Source organism: Parashewanella hymeniacidonis (assembly GCF_016900895.1).
In the GTDB taxonomy this organism is placed as follows: Bacteria; Pseudomonadota; Gammaproteobacteria; order Enterobacterales; family Shewanellaceae; genus Parashewanella; species Parashewanella hymeniacidonis.
In genome coordinates, this window is the sequence record NZ_JAFEUN010000042.1 from 1 (window position 1) to 19,819 (window position 19,819).

At 39.1% G+C, this 19,819-nt stretch carries 13 protein-coding genes; 8 read left to right on the forward strand and 5 right to left on the reverse strand.

The window, feature by feature from the left end:
• Window positions 1-182: 182 nt before the first annotated feature.
• Window positions 183-1,274 (reverse strand): CsiV family protein, encoded by a 1,092-nt coding sequence (locus JQC92_RS10090; protein WP_204999547.1) that lies wholly within the window; start codon window positions 1,272-1,274, stop codon window positions 183-185.
• Complete coding sequence (gene mfd / locus JQC92_RS10095) at window positions 1,271-4,753, reverse strand: transcription-repair coupling factor (protein WP_204999548.1); 3,483 nt, start codon at window positions 4,751-4,753, stop codon at window positions 1,271-1,273. The genes JQC92_RS10090 and mfd overlap by 4 nt, the downstream gene beginning before the upstream one ends.
• 69 nt (window positions 4,754-4,822) lie before the next feature.
• On the opposite strand from mfd, the gene JQC92_RS10100 reads away from it, so the two are divergent.
• The 4 genes from JQC92_RS10100 to JQC92_RS10115 all read left to right on the forward strand — a co-directional run bounded on the left by JQC92_RS10100 (window position 4,823) and on the right by JQC92_RS10115 (window position 7,884).
• Window positions 4,823-5,476: an NAD(P)H-binding protein gene (locus JQC92_RS10100; RefSeq protein ID WP_204999570.1), complete on the forward strand. Its 654-nt coding sequence runs from the start codon at window positions 4,823-4,825 to the stop codon at window positions 5,474-5,476.
• Window positions 5,477-5,509: 33 nt separating this feature from the next.
• Entirely contained in the window at window positions 5,510-6,193 is a 684-nt protein-coding gene (locus JQC92_RS10105; protein ID WP_204999549.1) for an MOSC domain-containing protein, read from the forward strand.
• A 365-nt stretch (window positions 6,194-6,558) separates the two neighbouring features.
• The gene (locus JQC92_RS10110) at window positions 6,559-7,200 is read left to right on the forward strand and encodes a hypothetical protein (RefSeq protein WP_204999550.1); all 642 of its coding nucleotides are present in this window, start codon (window positions 6,559-6,561) and stop codon (window positions 7,198-7,200) included.
• Window positions 7,201-7,245: 45 nt separating this feature from the next.
• Entirely contained in the window at window positions 7,246-7,884 is a 639-nt protein-coding gene (locus JQC92_RS10115) for a hypothetical protein (protein ID WP_204999551.1), read from the forward strand.
• A 99-nt stretch (window positions 7,885-7,983) separates the two neighbouring features.
• Here JQC92_RS10115 and cysK read toward each other — a convergent pair whose 3' ends face one another.
• The 3 genes from cysK to cysZ form a co-directional block, all read right to left on the reverse strand.
• On the reverse strand, window positions 7,984-8,952 hold the full coding sequence (gene cysK, locus JQC92_RS10120) for a cysteine synthase A (RefSeq protein ID WP_204999552.1): 969 nt from the start codon (window positions 8,950-8,952) through the stop codon (window positions 7,984-7,986).
• 194 nt (window positions 8,953-9,146) lie between these two features.
• Window positions 9,147-11,477: a carbohydrate binding family 9 domain-containing protein gene (locus JQC92_RS10125; protein ID WP_204999553.1), complete on the reverse strand. Its 2,331-nt coding sequence runs from the start codon at window positions 11,475-11,477 to the stop codon at window positions 9,147-9,149.
• 232 nt (window positions 11,478-11,709) lie between these two features.
• A complete protein-coding gene (cysZ, locus tag JQC92_RS10130) occupies window positions 11,710-12,477 on the reverse strand; it encodes a sulfate transporter CysZ (RefSeq protein WP_204999554.1) in 768 nt (255 codons plus the stop codon).
• Window positions 12,478-12,938: 461 nt separating this feature from the next.
• Between cysZ and smc the strand changes: the two genes are divergently transcribed.
• From smc to JQC92_RS10150, 4 genes are all read left to right on the forward strand, one after another.
• Window positions 12,939-16,346 (forward strand): chromosome segregation protein SMC, encoded by a 3,408-nt coding sequence (gene smc / locus JQC92_RS10135; protein ID WP_204999555.1) that lies wholly within the window; start codon window positions 12,939-12,941, stop codon window positions 16,344-16,346.
• A gap of 72 nt (window positions 16,347-16,418) precedes the next feature.
• A complete protein-coding gene (zipA, locus tag JQC92_RS10140; protein ID WP_204999556.1) occupies window positions 16,419-17,321 on the forward strand; it encodes a cell division protein ZipA in 903 nt (300 codons plus the stop codon).
• Window positions 17,322-17,374: 53 nt separating this feature from the next.
• Complete coding sequence (gene ligA, locus JQC92_RS10145; RefSeq protein ID WP_204999557.1) at window positions 17,375-19,375, forward strand: NAD-dependent DNA ligase LigA; 2,001 nt, start codon at window positions 17,375-17,377, stop codon at window positions 19,373-19,375.
• Between the two features lie 10 nt (window positions 19,376-19,385).
• Window positions 19,386-19,817, forward strand: coding sequence for a potassium channel family protein (locus JQC92_RS10150; RefSeq protein WP_204999558.1), 432 nt, complete (start codon window positions 19,386-19,388; stop codon window positions 19,815-19,817).
• Window positions 19,818-19,819 lie beyond the last annotated feature (2 nt).

The following is a 19,819-nucleotide window of genomic DNA, read 5'->3' on the forward strand; positions in this document are numbered from 1 at the left end:
TTCTTTTTGCTCGAAAAAGATGGTGAGTTTTGGCTGTTTTGTAGTGAAATTGATGCAAAATCTAAGAAATCTTGCTTTTGGGGTACGGCTCTGAATTTTGCGTAAATCAGATGCCGTACATTTTAACTCTTGAAATGGATTTTTTCAGAACCGACTAATTAGACTGAACACCCTTTCGATATCTATTGAGTAGGTTCAATAGTTTTAGGTGAATCCTCAAATTCATGCCCGATTGGCTTTTCTTCAGGCTGCTTCATCTTTCTGATTTGAATAAACATCCCCATTTTAGGGTGATCAAAATAATGAATTTCTCCACTTCTTACTCTACGGTTTTGAACCATTGGTATGGAGAATAGGAAATGCTGAGCTTGTTTCACATGTTCTATAGGAACATTTGCCTCATTAAGCTCATCATCACTTGATGTATGTTCAAGTAATCCTTGATTACGCAAACGCAAATCAGCTTGAATGTATAAGTAATGCTGTAGGTAAATATTTAATTTACCGTCCAATTCCCAGACTGGGCTTTGTTTAGGCGGCGCTTCAGCAGAAGGTTCATTGATAGAGCTTGCTTGTGTCGTATCGCTTTCAGAGCCTACATCTGAAATTATTTCCGGATGAAGCTGTGTATTTTCATCAGAATTATGTTCTTCAAGAGTATCTATTTTTACAGGGAATCCGTCTGGCTGAAATTGTTTTTCATAATCTTGACCAGCAAATAAGTGTACGGCCTTTGCGTTTCTTCTTGAAAGCATTGGTTGCTGCCAAGTCATATGCAATAGATTATGAACACCATGCTGCCTTTGAATTTTCTTGATGATGCTTTCAAATTGACTTTGTGAGTTGGCCAGTAACGTTGGCCCATCACCTTTATAAGCCGTAATTGGCTTAGATTCCCCAATACTAAACGGAACAACTTGAGGGTAACGTTTTTGAATGATGGGGTTGTGATCGACACAATCATTCATCAATGAGCGAGAGAGGTCGTGAAGTTGAGCGATTGGATCATCATGCATACAACTCACTGCAGGGCGTAAAATATGCTCTACCATGGCGATTGGGCTGATTAAATCGACGTTCCCTCTTAAAGCAATGGGCTTTACTTTTTCAGTCCACTGCTCTTGAGACTTTTTAGCATCAAAATTGGCGTTTTGAGGCATTGTGTCTCTTTTGAAAATGTATACTTCAACCTCGAACCAGTGGCCTGGGTCGACTGCACGAGCTGAAAACGTCGCTAAAAGTGCAACTAAAGCTAGGCTGGTGGCACGTATCACTTACTCACTCCCAATCTATTTTCGGAAAGCTGTTTCAAAATCAGTTTGACTAAATTGAGTCTGTCATCGCTCGATTCAGCAGGTAAAGAGAATCTTAACTTATTTGGCCCGTCCATTCGATAGATTTGTGGCTGAGTTTGCAATAAGCCAATGATAAATTCGGGGTTTACGCTGTGATTATCAGCAAATTCTATACTACCGCCTTTTGCATGAATATCGATTTTACTGGCGCCAATACGACTGGCTTTACGTTTTAATAACGTCACATCCATCAGGTTCTTCGCCGGTGCAGGGAGTAAGCCAAAACGGTCAATAAGCTCAACTTTCATTTCATCGATGGCTTTTTCGCTCTCACAATTAGCAATGCGTTTATACAGCGACAAACGTATATTTACGTCGGCAATATAATCTTCTGGAAGTAGGGCAGGAATGCGTAAATCCATTTCACAATGCTTGTTCACAACATGCTCAAGCGATGGCTCCTTACCTTGTTTTAAACTTTCAACGGCGGACTCAAGTAACTCCATGTAAAGTGTAAAACCAATTTTAGTAATATGGCCACTTTGTTCATCACCTAATAATTCGCCTGCACCACGAATTTCTAGGTCTTGAGTTGCAAGTAAAAAACCAGCGCCCAAGTCTTCCAGTGCTTCTATCGCTTCGAGGCGTTTTTTGGCGTCTTTCGTGAGTCGTTTGTGATGTGGCGTCATCATATAGGCATAAGCTTGATGATGAGAACGGCCGACACGGCCTCGAAGTTGGTGTAATTGTGCTAATCCGAATTTATCAGCTCTATCGATAAGAATGGTATTGGCTGTAGGGACATCAATACCAGTTTCAATAATGGTGGTGCAAACAAGAACGTTAAAGCGCTGATGATAGAAGTCAGACATCACTTTTTCTAGATCTCGTTCTCTCATTTGTCCGTGAGCAGTTACTACTCTTGCTTCAGGTACTAACTCTTGAATGTCGGCAGCACATTTCTCTATGGTTTCTACACTATTATGTAAAAAGTAAACCTGACCACCACGCAAAATCTCACGCTGAATGGCCTCTTTTATTGTTGCTTCGTCATATTCTCTCACGAACGTTTTTACAGACAGGCGTTTAGCTGGAGGTGTTGCAATGATGGATAAATCTCGCATCCCAGACATGGCCATATTTAATGTTCGAGGAATGGGCGTTGCCGTGAGCGTTAGAATATCGACATTGGCTCTTAATGATTTTATTTTTTCTTTTTGACGTACACCAAAACGATGTTCTTCATCAATAACAAGTAAACCTAGTTGCTCAAATTGAGCGTCAGCATTGAGCAGTTTATGGGTACCAATTACGACATCAACTTTACCGTCAGCAAGATCGTCCAATATTTGTTGCTGTTGTTTCGGAGTCTTAAATCTCGATAACACCTCGATTCTAAACGGCCAGTCAGCAAATCGATCTTTAAAGTTTTCATAATGTTGTTGAGCTAACAAAGTAGTTGGAACTAACACGACTACTTGTTTACCGTCGTTAACCGCAACAAAAACAGCGCGCATAGCCACTTCTGTTTTACCAAAACCGACATCTCCGCACACTAGCCGATCCATTGAAATTGGAGAACACATATCGGTGACGACAGCATTAATTGAGGTCTCTTGATCGACCGTTTCTTCAAATGGGAAGCCTTGAGCAAATTGAGCATACTCTTGATGACTTAGTTTGCGGGCATCCCCAGGGCGAGCTTGTCTATGGGCATAAACATCCAATAATTCAGCAGCAATGTCACGAATACGTTCAATCGCTTTTTTCTTTGCTTTTGCCCAAGTTTCGTTGCCCAATTTATTCAGTGATATATTCTCTTCATTACCACCACTATATCGACTAATAAAATGTAAAGAACCAACAGGTACGTACAATTTGTCACCTGAGGCGTACTCTAACATTAAGTACTCTGCGACGATCCCACCTGTGTCAAGTGTTTCGAGCCCTTTATATAAGCCTACGCCATGTTCTAAATGAACCACAGGCTGTCCAACTTTGAGCTCAGCAAGGTTTTTTATGAGTGTTTCACTGCTGATTTGCTTTTGTTTGTCGTGACGGCGTTTTTGGCTGATTTTATGACCAAAGAGCTCTGTTTCGCAGATAATAGCAATGTCTTTTTTGCCATCTTTTATGATTGCACCATGACTTAAAGGGGCAACAATGATACCAACGGAATCAGTTGCTGAAATATAGTCACTTAGATGTTCAAATCGATTTGGTTTTACATCTATTTGCTGTAGAAGTTCAATTAAAGCTTCGCGTCGCCCTTCAGATTCAGCAATAAATAAAGTGCGATCTGATGAGTCTAGAAACTTATGTAGATTGGCTAAAGGTTGTTTAAGCTTGTGGTTCGCCGCAATATTTGGAAGCTTATCTACTTCTGCTTTTTGGTATTTGGCTGATTTAGTTTCCGCATCAAACTGATATTGTGGCATCGGCTTAAACGCTGAAAAAACTTGTTCTGTCAGTAAATAAAGTTCCGATGGTTTGAGTAGCGGGCGGTGTATATCAACATTACGATTTTCAAAGCGTTGCTCTACATCAAGTAAATACTTTTTGGTTGCAGACTCAATATCACCGATGGTGAGCAGTTGGCTATCTTCATTGAGGTAATCAAATAAGGTTTCGCATTGCTCGAAAAACAATGGCAGGTAGTTTTCAATGCCTGCAGGCATGACTTTTTTACTGACTTGTTGATAAATGGACTCTGGAGCATTGCTGGCCTTCTCAAATATAGCGCGATAGTTTTTTCTGAATGTTTCAATTGAGGCATCATCAGTAGGGAATTCTTTGGCTGGTAGCATTCGGATGGACTCTATTTCCGTTTCCGAACGTTGAGTTTCAGGATCAAAATATCGAATTGTTTCGACTTCATCATCGAATAACTCGATTCTGAGCGGTTTTTTAGACCCAGAAGGGTAAATATCAATAATTGAACCTCGAACAGCAAACTCACCGTGTTCATAAACTTGTTCAACGGCATGGTAGCCTGTATCAGTAAGTGTTTTTCTCACCGAATCTAGATGGTAGTTATCACCTTTACTCAAAATCAGTACATTGTCGGTGATGAATTTTTGAGGTGGCAGCTTTACCAATAATGTGCTGATTGGAACAATGATAACTTTGCTTTTTTTCTCAGTTAAATGATGAAGTGTTTCTAACCGTTGTGCGACAAGATCTTGATGCGGTGAGAAGTTGTCGTATGGCAGTGTTTCTCTATCAGGAAATAAAGCGACTGAATGCTCTGAGTTAGCGAGCAGATAGTTAAGTTCAGCGTCTAAATTGAGTGCGGTTGGGGTGTCGTTGGTGACGATAACCGTGGTGCCTTTATGCTTCTCTGTGATTTTTTTTAGTGTTAATGCCCGCACTAATTGAGTTTGAGCATTAATGTATTGAGTTTTGTTGGTTTTACTCGTGTCTAAAACAGGTGGTTCAAAAACAGAAAAAGCAGGCATAAACGTTAATTACTTCATCATTTGTAAAATTGCCAGTATTGTATAATAAAACAATTAGTAAGTTGAATAATAATGAAAACAGCCATTGTATTAGGAGCAACTGGATTAATAGGACGTAATTTAGTGGCACAACTAGCGAATCAAGCCGAGTATTCGAAAGTGATTGCTATTACTCGTCGCAGAGTAGAGTACGATTTTGAAAACGTGTCTAATGAAGTCGTTAATTTTGATTGTTTAGACGATTTTTCCAATATTTTCACTGGAGATGTTTTATTTTCATGTTTGGGTACGACTAAAAAGCAAGCCGGATCTTATGAGGCACAGCGTATCGTCGATGTAGATTACCAACTGAAAGTCGCTCAGCTAGCAGCTAAAAATAAAGTACAACACTACCTTCTTGTGTCGTCGAGAGGCGCAAATTCAAAAAGTAACAATCCTTATTTTCAGATGAAAGGTGAGCTCGAAGAGCAAGTTATAGGATTAAATTTTGTAAGAGTAAGCATATTTCAACCCTCGCTGCTCCTAGGAGAGCGTGATCATTTTCGATTTGGGGAAGCGATCGGTTTTTACCTAATGCCAGTGTTAAAATACCTGCCATTATTGAAGTCTTATAGACCAATTGAAGGTGGCGAAGTGGCTGAGAAAATGGTGCAAGTGAGTTTGTCGTCAGAGACGGGTAAAGAACTATTTAAGTTAGATGAAGTTTTTCCTCAAGTTTTATAAGATAGAGAAACTTAGGGATAAGAGTAAAAAATCATGAAACCTACCTTTCAAATCCTTGCTATTTACGGTGGTCAAATTAAGTCGTTTGAGAATTTTGAGACGGCGATGTTTAAATCTCGTCTCGAAGGGCAGCAGCAACTCAGGTTTACCGGGCTAGAACTAGATAGTATCGCTGATAAAAAACATCACGGTGGAGCGGACAGAGCTTTGCATCAATACCCTGTTGAGCATTATGATTTTTGGCGTAAAACCTTTCCTCAGCAACAAGAATGGTTTGCCCCTGGAATGGGGGAAAACATCAGCTCGGTAGGGATGAACGAGCATAATGTTTGTATTGGCGATCAGTATCAATGGGGTGAAGCTGTAATTGAAGTGAGTCAGCCTCGATCTCCATGTTTTAAGTTAAGTAGAAAGTGGGGCGTTGAAGGTTTTTCGAAAACTATGCAACAAAACAGTCGATGCGGATGGCTTTACAGGGTGATAAAAGAAGGTACGGTTGACTGTAAGCAGTCACTCGTCTTAATTCATCGAGAAACTAATGCTATGACTGTAGCCAAAGCTTGTGATTACTTTTTTGGTAACCCATTAGAAAAATCAGGGCTTCAAGCCTTAGCAGAACAACAAAAACTCGCACAGTCGTGGATGAAAACCGTCCATAAAAGATTGACGCATAATGAATTAGAAAACTGGAGTTTTAGACTGTTTAATCACGCTTAGCTATATACATATCCTCATGATAGCTGAAGATGCTCGATTTCAGCGAGAGTGCACAGATTGTTAATAAAAGCGACAGAGTGCGGCAATAGCGGGCTATTGTAAGCACTGACAACATAGCGTAATAATCTGTGCAACCCGCACTGCGTGGGCTTCTTAGCGCCAATTCTTCTTTGTTACATTAGCTCGAAAGAATCCCGATATTCCTTCACTAATGCGCCTCAAAGAATTTGCGTTGAGAAAGTCCTGAAACATGCATCTTCAATTATCATGGGTGTATAGCTATTGAATATGTGTTATTACGTAATTTATTTGTTGGTTATTATTTAACCATTTAGAATGATGAAAACTTTTAAATGGTTAAGGCTATGCGTAAATACATTACTTCGAGTATTACTTTACTTCTGCTTGCTCAAGTCCATACTGCTAGCGCTGTTACAGTCAGTAACAACCAAGACAGTTTGATGTTTGATTATCATCGTTTGCAAGGGTCTATCTCTGTAATTGATATGTCACATGTTCAAAAAGACTATATCCGCCAAGAGATCTATCTCGAAGAGCTTGTTACAGAGATGACAAAAGACATTTCTCAAAACATCAATTTACCTGAAGTAAAAGACATTGCTGCGGATTTAAATAATCTAGGTGCTAGTAGTTCTACTGGTGAAGTTATGTATCAAATCCCTTATGAACAGATGGTTTATTATAAGTCGCCACTTGATTCGAGTGCTGAAATACTAGGACGTAAAGCCGTTGGAACTGCAATATATGAACAATATATCGAGAGCAAATTAGAGGCATTAAATAATGAGCTTAAATCTGCAAAGTTATGTACTTTGGATAAATTTATTTCAGAAAATAAAAAAGCATATCAACAGCTCGATAGCCTAACTACTCAAGTCTATCAGCACTCGAAAAAATCAAGACAAATTAGTATGAACCTTGGTTTTGAATATGAGCAATACCTATTGGCTTATTATTCGAGTTCTTTAAAGAAATTTTATAAGTAAACTTTCCGGATAGAGCAGAATGCATACTGATAGGTGATAATACTGATGTGCAAACACTTCAAATTATTCTTTACTGCAATGGCATTAATGCCTAGCTTTGTTCATGCAGCCAAAGTACATAACGCTTCGGATAGTTTAAAGTTTGACGTTGATGGAATTAAAGCATCAATGTCGCAAATAAAGATGAAACATGTCCATGGTGATTTTATTCATCAGGTTATTTATTTGGAAGAATTGGCTGATGACATGAATCGAGACTTAAGCACGAATTTTGACTTATCAGAAGTTAAACGGGTAGCTGATGAATTGAATGACACAATCAGCTCCAATTCCGTCGGTTTTAATTTAGTGCAGATTCCTATTTCTCAGCAAAGTTATTATCACCTTCCAACCGATGCTTCATCTGACACGCTTGGACGAAAAGCAGTAGCAACGGCTATCTTTGAACAATATACTTTGAATCAACTTGAAGCTGTCGATAAGGCATTAACCGTTGCCAATCTGGGATCAATTAGCCAGTTTATCGAATCGAATCAAACTGCTTATCAACAGCTCGCTAACCTAACCACACAATTCTATTCTCAGGCAAGAAATGTGAAGAAGATTGAAATGAACTTTGCATTTGATTACGAGCAAAGTTTATTGGCGCATTACTCTCAGCCATTGAAAAAATTCTATAAATAATAGCTTAATAAATTTATAGGCAGGTATTTAGACATTTACCTTTATAAAAAATAAGCATAAAAAAGCTCAGATAACACTGAGCTTATTTAAACGAGACGGTTACTGAACGTTTTCTAAGTCAGAGAATTTGTCTTGAAACAGTGCAGAAGAAAGGTAACGCTCAGCTGCAGATGGGAGAACGACAACAATAGTTTTATCTTTAAACTCATCGAGCTGGGATAGGCGTTCAGCGACAACTACAGCTGCACCAGATGAAATACCTGCGAGAATACCTTCATCAGTCATTAGTTTATGCGCCATCTCAATTGAATCTTCATTGCTAACCGCTTCAACACGATCCACAACTGAAAGATCTAAATTGCCAGGGATAAAGCCAGCGCCAATACCTTGAATTTTGTGAGGGCCCGGCTTGATGTCTTCACCAGCAAGTACTTGGGCTATAACTGGCGAGTCGACAGGTTCTACAGCAACTGACGTAATCGCTTTACCTTGAGTGTTTTTGATATAGCGGCTGACACCTGTGATTGTACCTCCAGTGCCGACACCTGCTACAAATACATCTATTTCACCGTCTGTGTCTTCCCAGATCTCTGGTCCCGTTGTTTTTTCATGAATTTCAGGGTTAGCAGGGTTATCAAACTGCTGGAGCAGAACGTATTTTTCAGGGTTTGATTGACGAATTTCTTCCGCTTTATCAATTGCGCCTTTCATTCCTTTAGGTCCTTCAGTAAGCACTAAATTAGCACCTAAAGCTTTCAGTAATTTTCTACGCTCTAAGCTCATGCTGTTAGGCATCGTCAGCGTTAATTTATAACCACGAGCTGCTGCAACATAGGCTAATGCGATACCAGTGTTACCAGAAGTAGGCTCAATCAATTCTTTATCTTTGGTAAGATTTCCGTTTTTTTCAGCAGCCCAGATCATGTTTGCACCGATACGACACTTTACACTGAAGCTTGGATTGCGAGATTCAATCTTAGCTAAAATTTTGCCATTACCGATTCTGTTTAAACGAACTAACGGACTACGTCCAATTGTCAGTGAATTATCTTCAAAAATTTTACTCATGGTTATCTAACTCCTGTGATTTCTAAGTAAATCATAGTGATAACAGTATTAAAGGAAAGTGATAGTTTTATCTTCTATATTCCGTTTGGTTATAAGTGATTTGCCGTGTGTTTGATTTTGGTTATAAACGTGAAATATAAAAAGAGCATGTAATGCTCTTTCTATATTCTAGATTAATTTGTGTTATACGTAGTTTAAATTACGAATGCGTAGCTGATTTTCATAAATATTCTGCGTTCATTAGGTGTTAAAGAGTCGATTTGGTCATTGGCTCTACTATTGTCTGAATAACCAAGATAGAAAACACTCAATGGATTAAGCTTATATCCATACAACACTTCATTACTGATGCGTTGAGTATTTTTATTACTTGGCCTGAATTCAGCTTTATAGTTTTCTAGATTTCTATCAATATCTCTATATACGCTAGAAAAGCGGATGAAACTTTTTACGCTGAATTGCCAGTTTAACCTTAAGTCCGTTAAATTAGCTGTGAATAAACGACCTTGTTCTACATTTAAACGTTTGTAATTATGGGTCACTTCCATTGCTAAGTTATCTAGAATGTCCCACTCTAATGACGGTCTAATTCGTAAGTTTTTACCAAGTTGATTGTTGGTGAAATCGATTTCATCACCGTAATTCACATTGATTGCGAGAGAAAGGTTTGGAATAGGATCAAACTCTAAGTCAAAAAGATAAAAGGTTTCTTCAAATAACGTTGTTTCATTATCAATCGATAACTGAGCATTTTGTTTAATTTGATCAATGTCGCCGGCAGTTTGTCTTAAGCCTACTCGATTGCGGTCAAAAACCATAAAACGAACAAAGCTTTGATACTTACCCCAAAATCTGATTTCAGCTTGAGCTTCTTTCTCTAAAAGTTCATTTTTGTCATTATGCGTGATATCCCAATCACCTGAGAGTCTGATTTCATTAAAAAAACCTTGATCATAAAACCAGCTGTAGCCACCACCAGAAACAAACTTATTAAAATCGACTCTTTCAATGAAGCCTAAATCTGCTCTAAAATCGTCAGAATACGATTCGTAGGTAGCAAAGGCATTCCAATTACGTGTGTCGTGAGAGTAATTCAGACGGTAGTAATTACCTGTAAAGTCGTCATCAATATTTGTTCGTAAGTATGACTCACAATCTCTGATGTCACAGTCGATGTTATCTCGCAGATATTCAGGGTATTCAGTTTGAGATAATGCCGCTTGAACTCTAAAAGTGTCTTGATTGCTGGGTTGGTATTTTAAGTCACCGCTCACCAAGTAGTTATGGTAGCCCTCAGATTGTTTAGCCGTTATGAGAGTGCCAATGGCCAATTTTTCCGTAGCATCATAGCGGTATCGAGCTGCAATGTTCGTGCTTTTATCGTCAAGGCTTGCGACCTCAGATCCGAGGTTCCCAGGTATTAAAAAGTTAGTTTCAGAGTCTTGAGTAATCAGTAATGCAGACGTATGTTGGTCGACTTTACTGGTGACTTTTACGCCATAATCTGGTGCAGCAATGTTTCTTGTATGCAAAAGGTTACGCTGGGTATCAAAATAATCTTTATTGTCTAAGAAGAATGGGCGTTTTTCAGGAAAATAGAGTGCGAAAGTCGTGTTAACGTCCAGCTGCCCTGCATCTGCTTCCACTTGAGAAAAATCAGGATTAATTGTTGCGTTTAATAACGTTGAAGGCGTAATTGACCAACGGAAATCTAAACCGGGCTCAACTTCTGTTTCGTTTTCCCATGGAGTATTCGGGTATAAATCTCTTTCTGATTGCCTCGAAGCAACCAAAGATGGTGTGATTTGAATTCCGCTACCTTGAGAAACGCCAGATAAACCGGTGGCAGTACCTATTTGGCAAAGGTTGCAGTTAATGTTGCGATCAATTTTATTGTTGGCGATTCTAACGACTTCACTACGAGGGTAATAGCGAATGAAGTCGATTCCCCAGGTTTGCATATCAAGAGAATCATCAAATACAAACATTGAAATAGGCAGTTCCATTTCTACATGGAAACCATCATCTGTTTTTTTTCCAGCACTGTACCAGATACCATCCCAAGCATCGCTTTCTTGACCTGTTAATTCATTCTCAATACTGTCTGCTTGGGCACCATAGGCGTTCACGAAAAAGTTATAAGCAAGCTTAGAGTCATTATAGGTATCGAAGCGTATGCCAACAGTATCATCTCCCCACGAATTGTCTCTGTCTCTAAGGTTTGCTCTTATTTGGTCAGGGTTTGGATCAAAAGCCTTGAATGCAACAAAGATTGAGTCTTTCGTCGCATAAATTTTTGCTTTAGTGGTTACGGGAGCGGCAATATTTTCTCTTGGACGAGTCTCAAAATTGAGTGTCACTTCTGCAGCATTGTTCCACTGAGGTTCGTCAATGGCACCATCAATGTTTGCGGCTTGGGTTAATGTAGGAATTTGAATATTTTGCTGTTGGGATACGCCTGCGAGAGCAACTGAAGAAAAAAAGCTGGAATAGAAAGCGGTAAATAGCGAAAGAGTTTTTTTCAAACCTGAACTACCTGTTCTAATTGATTGTAATTTTTTTTGATATTTTGTCAGAAAAACAATGTGATGTGGAAAACTAATTGTGAATAAGTTTTACAAGATGTTTCAGGGAAGGTGATTTTTGAATGATTTAAAAGATCATCAGTCTGACATTACTGAAAAGTTGGAAGCTGTAGGTGCTTTCTCACTCTAGAGTCAATAGGGGAGAAGCAACTACAAGTCATGACAAATCTATTTATTCAGGAGCAATAACGGTATTACGGTAGGCAGGGCGATATTTATCAACCCACAGAGCCGTAGCTCCACAAATCGCCACTGGCATGACAATAAAATTCACGATTGGAATCATTGAAAATAATGAAACAGTAGCGCCAAACGTGTAAGACGTGCCTTTGGTATTCTTTAGTGCAAACTTCATATCATCAAATTTCACTTTATGATTATCGAATGGATAATCACAATACTGAATCGACATCATCCATGCGGTAAAAATAAACCAAACGATTGGTGCCACAGTTTGTCCTACACCTGGAATAATAAACAATAACAAGCATAAAATTGCTTTCGGTAGGTAATACTTGAGTTTCTGCCACTCTCGTCCGAGGATTCTTGGCAAATCTTTGATTAAATCCATGGTGCCGCCTGTATTAAGCGGTTTTCCTGTGAGTGCCTGTTCGACCTTTTCTGCAAGTAAGCCATTGAAAGGGGCGGCTAACCAATTCATCACCGAGCTAAAAATAAATGACATGGTGATCAATAGCGAGACGATAGCAATTGGCCATAATAAAAAGTGTAACCAAGATAAAAAGTCGGGAAGCTGACCATTTAACCAATTAAAGAGTTGCTCCATTCTGCCAAATGCAAAATAGAAAGCCACGGCGAAAAGCAAGAAGTTAATGGTCAGTGGAATAAACACAAAGCTTCTCAAACCAGGTCTTTTAATCAGGCTAAAACCTTCAAGAAAATAATTCACGCCACTTTTATTGGTGCTTTTTTGATTCATTATCAAAATACCTAAAATCAACAATAGCTTGATTGTGAATAACTTGCTTTAAAATAACAAGTAAAGTGCAATCTGAAAGATGTAAAAAACGTTACAAAATGCTGCGTGCTTTGCTAAAGTACCATTGTTATTCCATAAAAAATAAACCGTTACAGCCTCTAGAGGCCGTTCCCAATTAGTCATTTCGATTTGTTACTGCCTAAAATTGGCAAAATCGAGGCACGAAGAATGAAGTTTAGTGGGCTAAACGCAGTAACGACAGTTTTGTATGTCGGTCAATGAAATATGAGTAACAAAGAGTTTGCCAATTTTAGGCGTAACCCGAAGGGCTGTGTATATTTTTCGTTTCTTCGGTGTTGCCGAATGCTTATGTAGAACAACTACACCCCACATTCGCCGCCTTGAATAAACACAAAATCTACAACAGCAAATCGAAATAGTTAATTGGGCACGGCCTCTGAATGAAATTAAAACAAATAAAGCTGGCTGGATTTAAGTCGTTTGTTGATTCAACAAAAATCCCGTTTGAAAAAGCGCTTACCGGTATTGTCGGGCCTAATGGTTGTGGCAAGTCGAACGTGATCGATGCTGTTCGTTGGGTGCTTGGTGAAAGTAGTGCCAAGCATTTACGAGGTGGAGCAATGACTGATGTGATTTTCAGTGGTTCTAATGCTCGAAAACCCGTATCTGTCGCAAGTGTTGAACTCAGTTTTGATAATCAGGATGGACGCCTTGCAGGACAGTATTCTAGCTACCAAGAAATATCGGTAAAACGCCAAGTCAGCCGTGACGGTGATTCATTTTACTTTTTGAATGGACAGAAGTGTCGTAGAAAAGACATTACGGATTTATTCATGGGTACCGGGCTTGGGCCAAGAAGTTATGCCATTATCGAACAAGGTATGATTTCTCGTCTTATTGAATCTAAGCCTCAAGACTTACGAGTTTTTATCGAAGAAGCTGCGGGTATCTCTCGCTACAAAGAGCGCCGCCGAGATACTGAAAACCGCATTCGCCATACTCGTGAAAATTTAGAACGTTTATTTGATATACGCAATGAACTTGAGACTCAACTTAAAAAGTTAGAATCTCAATCAAAGTCTGCACTTAAGTACCGTGAACAAAAAAAAATTGAAAGAAGACTGCATGCAGAACTTTTGGTTTTAAAGTATCAAGAGCACACAACTCAAGTTGATCAAACTACGGTTAAAATTAATCGTTTAGATGTTGAGCTCGAAAAGATCAATGCTGAGATTGAGTCTGTAAAAGGACAACATACCAAGCTTTCGCTAGAATTAAGCGAGCTCAATGCTAAAGAGCAGAATCAAGTAGAAGCTTTTTATAAAACAGGCACTGAAATTGCGAGACTTGAACAACAAAGTACTCATCAAAAACAACTTGATAAGAAGTTGTTAGAGCAGCTTGAAAAAGATGAGCAACAAAAATTAGAGCTTGAGTCCGATTTAAAAGTACAGCAGGAAAAGAGTACGCAGTTACGTTCAGAGCTCATCAATTCTCAAAATGAGCTTGAAGTAATTCAAGAGCAGGTTGAAGAGTCTAAGTTAAGCTTAGAAGATGTCCAGAGTGAATATACTCTTTTGTCTGATACTGAGCGTACCCAGCGTCAGCAGCTTTCAGAATTCAAGCTTCAGCTTCAGCTCCATCAATCTCAACAAACGCATAAACAGCAAAATGTTTCACATTTAGAACAGCAGTTACAACAACTCAATCAACAGCAAGACTCACTCGCTCAAGAGCAGGTTGATGTTGATAAAAAGCAAAATGAATTACACTCAGCTCATCAAAAAATTATACAGTTAGAGCAGAAACAAGATAAAGCTAAACGTAATTTTATTGAATTGGAACAACAAGTTTTATCAATAACAGCAGAACAAAAAACAGTTGAGACAGCGATTACAGAGAAATCTAGCCGAATCAACATTATTGAAGAATGGTTGAGTGATCACCAACAGAGTGAATCTCCAATTTGGCAAGTGATAAACGTAAACAAAGGTTGGGAAAAGCCTGTTGAGTTACTGCTCGGGAATATTCTTAATCATGCATATTTTGATACAACGAGTGCCGAAGAAATAGGTTTTGTTCATCAGAAAACAGAGTTCAAAAATGCAGTCATTACATCTTCTAAAGTCAATTTAGCTCCTTGGTTCAACAACGTTGAGTTTATTGAAACTAAGACACAAGCTTTAGCTGCAGTAAAAAGTAATATCCAGATGATGTATTTAACCCAAGATGGTTACATTGTTGGCGATGGCTTTATCCTTGAAAAACAAAATACAGAATCATCTCAGCTTAGTCTTCAATCTGAAAAGTTAGAGTTATCAGCGCAGCTTACGGATTCTAAGGCTCTCATTTTACGCATTAACCAACGATTAGCTGACTCGCTTGAACGTAAGAATGAAGTTAACGATGAATTACTAAATCTGAATCAAGAATTGCAACAGATTGAACTTAAACGATCCAGTTTGTTATCTTCCATTACCGTGATATCAGAGCAACAGCAAAAAGATAACTTACGAAAACAAGAAATCGCACAACGAATAGATCAAATACAAAAACAAATTGTAGAATTACAACTTACTGATGAAGTTGAGCAAGAAAAACAGCAGCGAATAGAAGTCTCAATTGAAGACGTCGCAAGTTTGCTCATCGCTACCGAGCAAACGATGAAGCAGAAGCAAAGTCAAGTTCAACAAGTCAAAGCAACGCTTAATGAATTACAACAAAAGCTCAATACTGGTGGCACGCACAATCAAAAGATAAATACACAGCTTGCTGTTTGTGAGCAACAAATCATCCAAACAAAAAATCGAATTGATGAGTTTAATAGTAAAGTACAAGAGTTACAAAATTCATTAGATTCGAAAGATGCAGAGATTGGAGTTCTTTCTCCTCGAGCGCTTGAGCAAGAATTGAAAAAGCAAGTTCAGCTTCATAGTGAGCAGCAAAGTGAGTTAACAGTGATAAGGCAATTACAGACTCATATACAAGCTCAAGTAAATGATTTTACTCATCAACAGAAACAATTTGTTAGCCAGCAAGAAAGTATTGTGAAGCAAATCGGTGAGCTAAAAATATCGCGTGAAGGCATCAAAGGCCAAATAAACAGTCAATTGGAGCTGCTAAAAGAAGAAAAAGTCGATATTCATTCAGTTGCGGTTGAAATGCCTCCAAATGCTGATATAAATAACTGGCACGAGGAGCTTGAAAAAGTTAAACAACGAATTGCTCGCCTTGGCGCCATCAACTTAACTGCGATAGAAGAGTTTGAACAGCAAAAAGAGCGAAAAGACTATCTCGATAAGCAAAACGATGATTTAACCTCAGCTTTAGATAGCCTTGAGTCTGCAATTCGTAAGATTGATAGAGAAACTCGCAGTCGTTTTAAAGAGACTTATGAAAAGGTAAATAATGACCTCCAAGTGTTGTTTCCTAAAGTCTTTGGTGGTGGCAGTGCATACTTAGAGCTAACGGGTGATGACCTTTTAGAAACAGGTATTACCATCATGGCAAGACCACCAGGTAAAAAGAATAGTACAATTCATTTACTTTCTGGTGGAGAAAAGGCGCTAACCGCATTATCATTGGTGTTTGCAATTTTTAGATTGAATCCAGCACCTTTTTGTATGTTGGATGAAGTAGATGCACCATTAGATGATGCAAATGTTGAACGTTTCTGTCGATTACTTGAAGAAATGTCTCAAACAGTGCAATTTATATATATAAGCCATAACAAGATCACCATGGAGATGGCTGATCAGTTAATTGGCGTAACTATGCATGAGCCAGGCGTTTCTAGAATCGTCGCTGTAGACGTTGATGAAGCCGTGGCGCTTGCAGATGTAGGATAAATTTAAAAGCGATATATTAAGTTCTAATATCACGCTTTTTGTTAAATAAAGATTTATAAAACAGGGTAACAAATGGAAGACCTTCAACTTGTTTTCTTAATTGTGGGTGGCTTAGCAATTTTAGCTGTATTAATCCACGGTGTATGGTCTATAAGACGACATCAGTCGAATACCATCAAAGATCAGAAGCGACCCGAAATCAAAAGATCTGAAGCTAAACATAGAGATTCAGAAGGATTTGATGCAGACGGTATTGGTGCAGTGCGTGTTCGAAAGTTCAGTGAGGCGGAAAAAGTAGCTGCTGAACCACAAAACGCCCCTGAGACTGAAACTGCTACATCTCAAGCCTCAGCTCAAAGAGTTGAGCCTGTAATTGATGAAACTGGGCCTGAAGTTGACGTGGAAGTATCAGAGCCTAAGGTTGAGCAACCTACTCAAGCAAGTCTATTTGAAGAATCAACGTTTAATGAACCTGAAGTTATAGTTGAAGAGCCTAAAGTAGAAATCATTGCTGATCCGGTTGTCGAAGACACGGTCGAGCCTGAAGTCAAAATTGATGAAGAGTTACCAGATCCCCATGATGTTTTAGTGTTACATGTTATGGCAAAAGAGGGTGACACTCTAAAAGGAGCTGAATTGCTGCCTTGTATGTTAAGCCTGAACTTTAAGTTTGGTGAAATGAACATCTTTCACCGACATGAAGATAATGCTGGCACTGGAAATGTCATTTTCTCTGTTGCAGACATGGTTAACCCTGGTACATTTGACCCTGATAATATGGAGCAGTTCACGAGTCATGGTATTGTAATGTTTATGCGATTGCCTTGTCATGGAGAAGCATTACGTAATTTCTCCATCATGCTAAATTCAGCATTCCAAATGGCCGATGATCTCAATGCGATTGTTTGTGATGGTCAACGTCAGCCATGGGATGACGAAAATAAACAAGATTATATAAGACGAATTAAAGCCTAAATCCTCAGTTTTCAAAGGCCGCATTAGCGGCCTTATTATTTTTTAGATTAGATATGAATACTCCTGAACAACAAATTGCAGAATTAACTGAAACATTGAATCAACATAACATTAATTATTATGTTGATGATGCTCCTACTATTCCTGATGCTGAATATGATCGCCTAATTAACAAGTTAAAAGAGTTGGAGAAGGGTCATCCAGAGTTAATTAAGCCTGACTCTCCGACGCAGCGAGTAGGTGGCTTTCCCTTAGATAAATTTGAGCAAGTTACTCATTTAAAACCGATGTTGAGTTTAGATAATGCTTTCGACCAACAAGATATGGAAGCATTCAATAAACGTAACTCAGATAAAGTTGGCAAGATTGATTATTGCTGTGAGCCAAAGTTGGATGGTCTTGCGGTAAGCATTTTGTATCGAAACGGTTTACTTGAAAGAGCTGCAACGCGTGGGGATGGTTCTGTCGGTGAAGACATCACTGAAAATGTTAAAACCATACGTTCAATTCCGCTGCGTTTGAGAGGTGAGTTTCCTGAGCTTGTGGAAGTACGTGGTGAAGCGTTTATGCCACGTAAAGCATTCAATGATTTAAATGAAGCGGCAAAAACAAGTGGCGATAAAGTTTTTGTAAACCCTAGAAATGCCGCAGCAGGCAGTTTACGACAGTTAGATAGCCGTATTACTGCTAAGCGTAATTTAGACTTTTATGCCTATTCTCTCGGGGTTGTAGAACCTGAAAATTGGCCGTTAGCTGAAACGCATTATGATCAACTTCAACAGTTAAAATCTTGGGGCTTACCAGTAAGTTCAGAAGTTAAAGTGTGTAATGATGTTGATTTAGTTGAAGACTACTATAAAAATATCATTGATATTCGTGATGATCTTGCGTTTGAAATTGATGGTGTGGTAGTGAAAACCAACAGCATTGAACAGCAAAATCAACTTGGTTTTGTAGCAAAAGCACCTCGTTGGGCAATCGCTTATAAATTTCCAGCACAAGAAGAAATGACATTGCTTGAAGGAGTCGATTTTCAAGTTGGACGTACGGGTGCATTAACGCCAGTTGCGCGTTTAAAGCCTGTATTTGTGGGTGGTGTAACGGTATCTAATGCGACATTGCATAATGCTGATGAAATTGAGCGTCTGGGTGTTAAAATCAGTGACACGGTTATCGTGCGCCGTGCTGGCGATGTCATTCCACAAGTTGCCGCCGTGGTAACGGAAAAGCGCCCTGATGATGCCATAAATATTGAGTTTCCTTTAACCTGCCCGATTTGTGAAAGCCAAGTCGAGCGTGTTGAAGGTGAAGCTGTTGCCCGTTGTACAGGTGGTTTGTTCTGTGAAGCCCAGCGAAAAGAAGCCATCAAGCATTTTGCTTCTCGAAAAGCCATGGACATTGATGGAATGGGGGACAAGGTGGTTGAGCAGCTTATTGATAAAGAGCTTATCAAAACGCCAGCTGATTTATTTGGGCTGAAGGCATCAGCAATTACCATGCTGGATCGTATGGGCATGAGGTCGGCAACAAATTTGGTGAATGCACTTCAAGCCGCAAAGCGAACTACATTAGCCAAATTTTTATATTCACTGGGAATTCGTGAAGTTGGGGAAGCGACTGCAGCGAATTTGGCTAGTCACTTCAAAGAGCTAGATAACGTTCGCCAAGCTGACATTGATTCATTGATCGAAGTTGAAGATGTTGGAAACATAGTTGCACATCACATTGTGCGCTTTTTTGCTCAAGCACATAACAACGATGTCGTTGATGCCTTAGTTGAAGCTGGTATTCATTGGTCAAAAATAGAAGAAGTGGCTGAAGAAGTACAAACCCTGAAAGGACAAACTTGGGTGCTAACTGGTAGCTTGACTCAATTGAGTCGTTCAGATGCTAAAGCTAAACTACAAGATCTTGGTGCTAAAGTTGCTGGTAGTGTTTCTAAGAAAACGGATTGTGTCGTAGCGGGTGATGCCGCTGGTTCTAAGTTAGTTAAGGCTCAAGAGCTAGGCATTAAAGTGATCGATGAGAATGCATTAATGGAAGTCATAAGCTAAACGAGAATCTATGTCTTTATTACACCAAATTGCAATTGGAACAGGCATGATTATTTTATGTGTGTTTTTTCACGTTGGCGGTTTGGTGTATCTGTCTCATTTTTTACGAGATTTTTGGCCTGTTAAATCGCAAAGGCCCAAGCCATTAGCAGTGATGGGTATCGTCATTGGCAGTATGCTGATCATGATTGCTTTGCATTCCATTGAAGCATGGTTATGGGCTGGTTTATATATTTACATCGGTGAATTTAACCAGTTAAGTGATGCGCTTTATTTTTCGACCGTTACCTCAACGACGCTTGGATATGGAGATATTGTACTTTCAGATTCAGGCCGATTATTAAGTGGTTTTGAGTCGATGGGTGGCTTGTTATTATTCGGAGTAACCACAGCTTTTTTGATTGATGTGATTCGTTATTTGATGAAAGAGCATTTCGATTAGAG

Excerpts from the sequence above, each read along its gene's own strand:
- JQC92_RS10150 (WP_204999558.1), top strand. The coding sequence starts at position 19,386 with ATGTCTTTATTACACCAAATTGCAATTGGAACAGGCATGATTATTTTA.
- cysZ (WP_204999554.1), bottom strand. The coding sequence starts at position 12,477 with ATGAATCAAAAAAGCACCAATAAAAGTGGCGTGAATTATTTTCTTGAA.
- cysK (WP_204999552.1), bottom strand. The coding sequence starts at position 8,952 with ATGAGTAAAATTTTTGAAGATAATTCACTGACAATTGGACGTAGTCCG.
- ligA (WP_204999557.1), top strand. The coding sequence starts at position 17,375 with ATGAATACTCCTGAACAACAAATTGCAGAATTAACTGAAACATTGAAT.
- JQC92_RS10105 (WP_204999549.1), top strand. The coding sequence starts at position 5,510 with ATGAAACCTACCTTTCAAATCCTTGCTATTTACGGTGGTCAAATTAAG.
- JQC92_RS10110 (WP_204999550.1), top strand. The coding sequence starts at position 6,559 with ATGCGTAAATACATTACTTCGAGTATTACTTTACTTCTGCTTGCTCAA.
- zipA (WP_204999556.1), top strand. The coding sequence starts at position 16,419 with ATGGAAGACCTTCAACTTGTTTTCTTAATTGTGGGTGGCTTAGCAATT.
- JQC92_RS10115 (WP_204999551.1), top strand. The coding sequence starts at position 7,246 with ATGTGCAAACACTTCAAATTATTCTTTACTGCAATGGCATTAATGCCT.
- smc (WP_204999555.1), top strand. The coding sequence starts at position 12,939 with ATGAAATTAAAACAAATAAAGCTGGCTGGATTTAAGTCGTTTGTTGAT.
- mfd (WP_204999548.1), bottom strand. The coding sequence starts at position 4,753 with ATGCCTGCTTTTTCTGTTTTTGAACCACCTGTTTTAGACACGAGTAAA.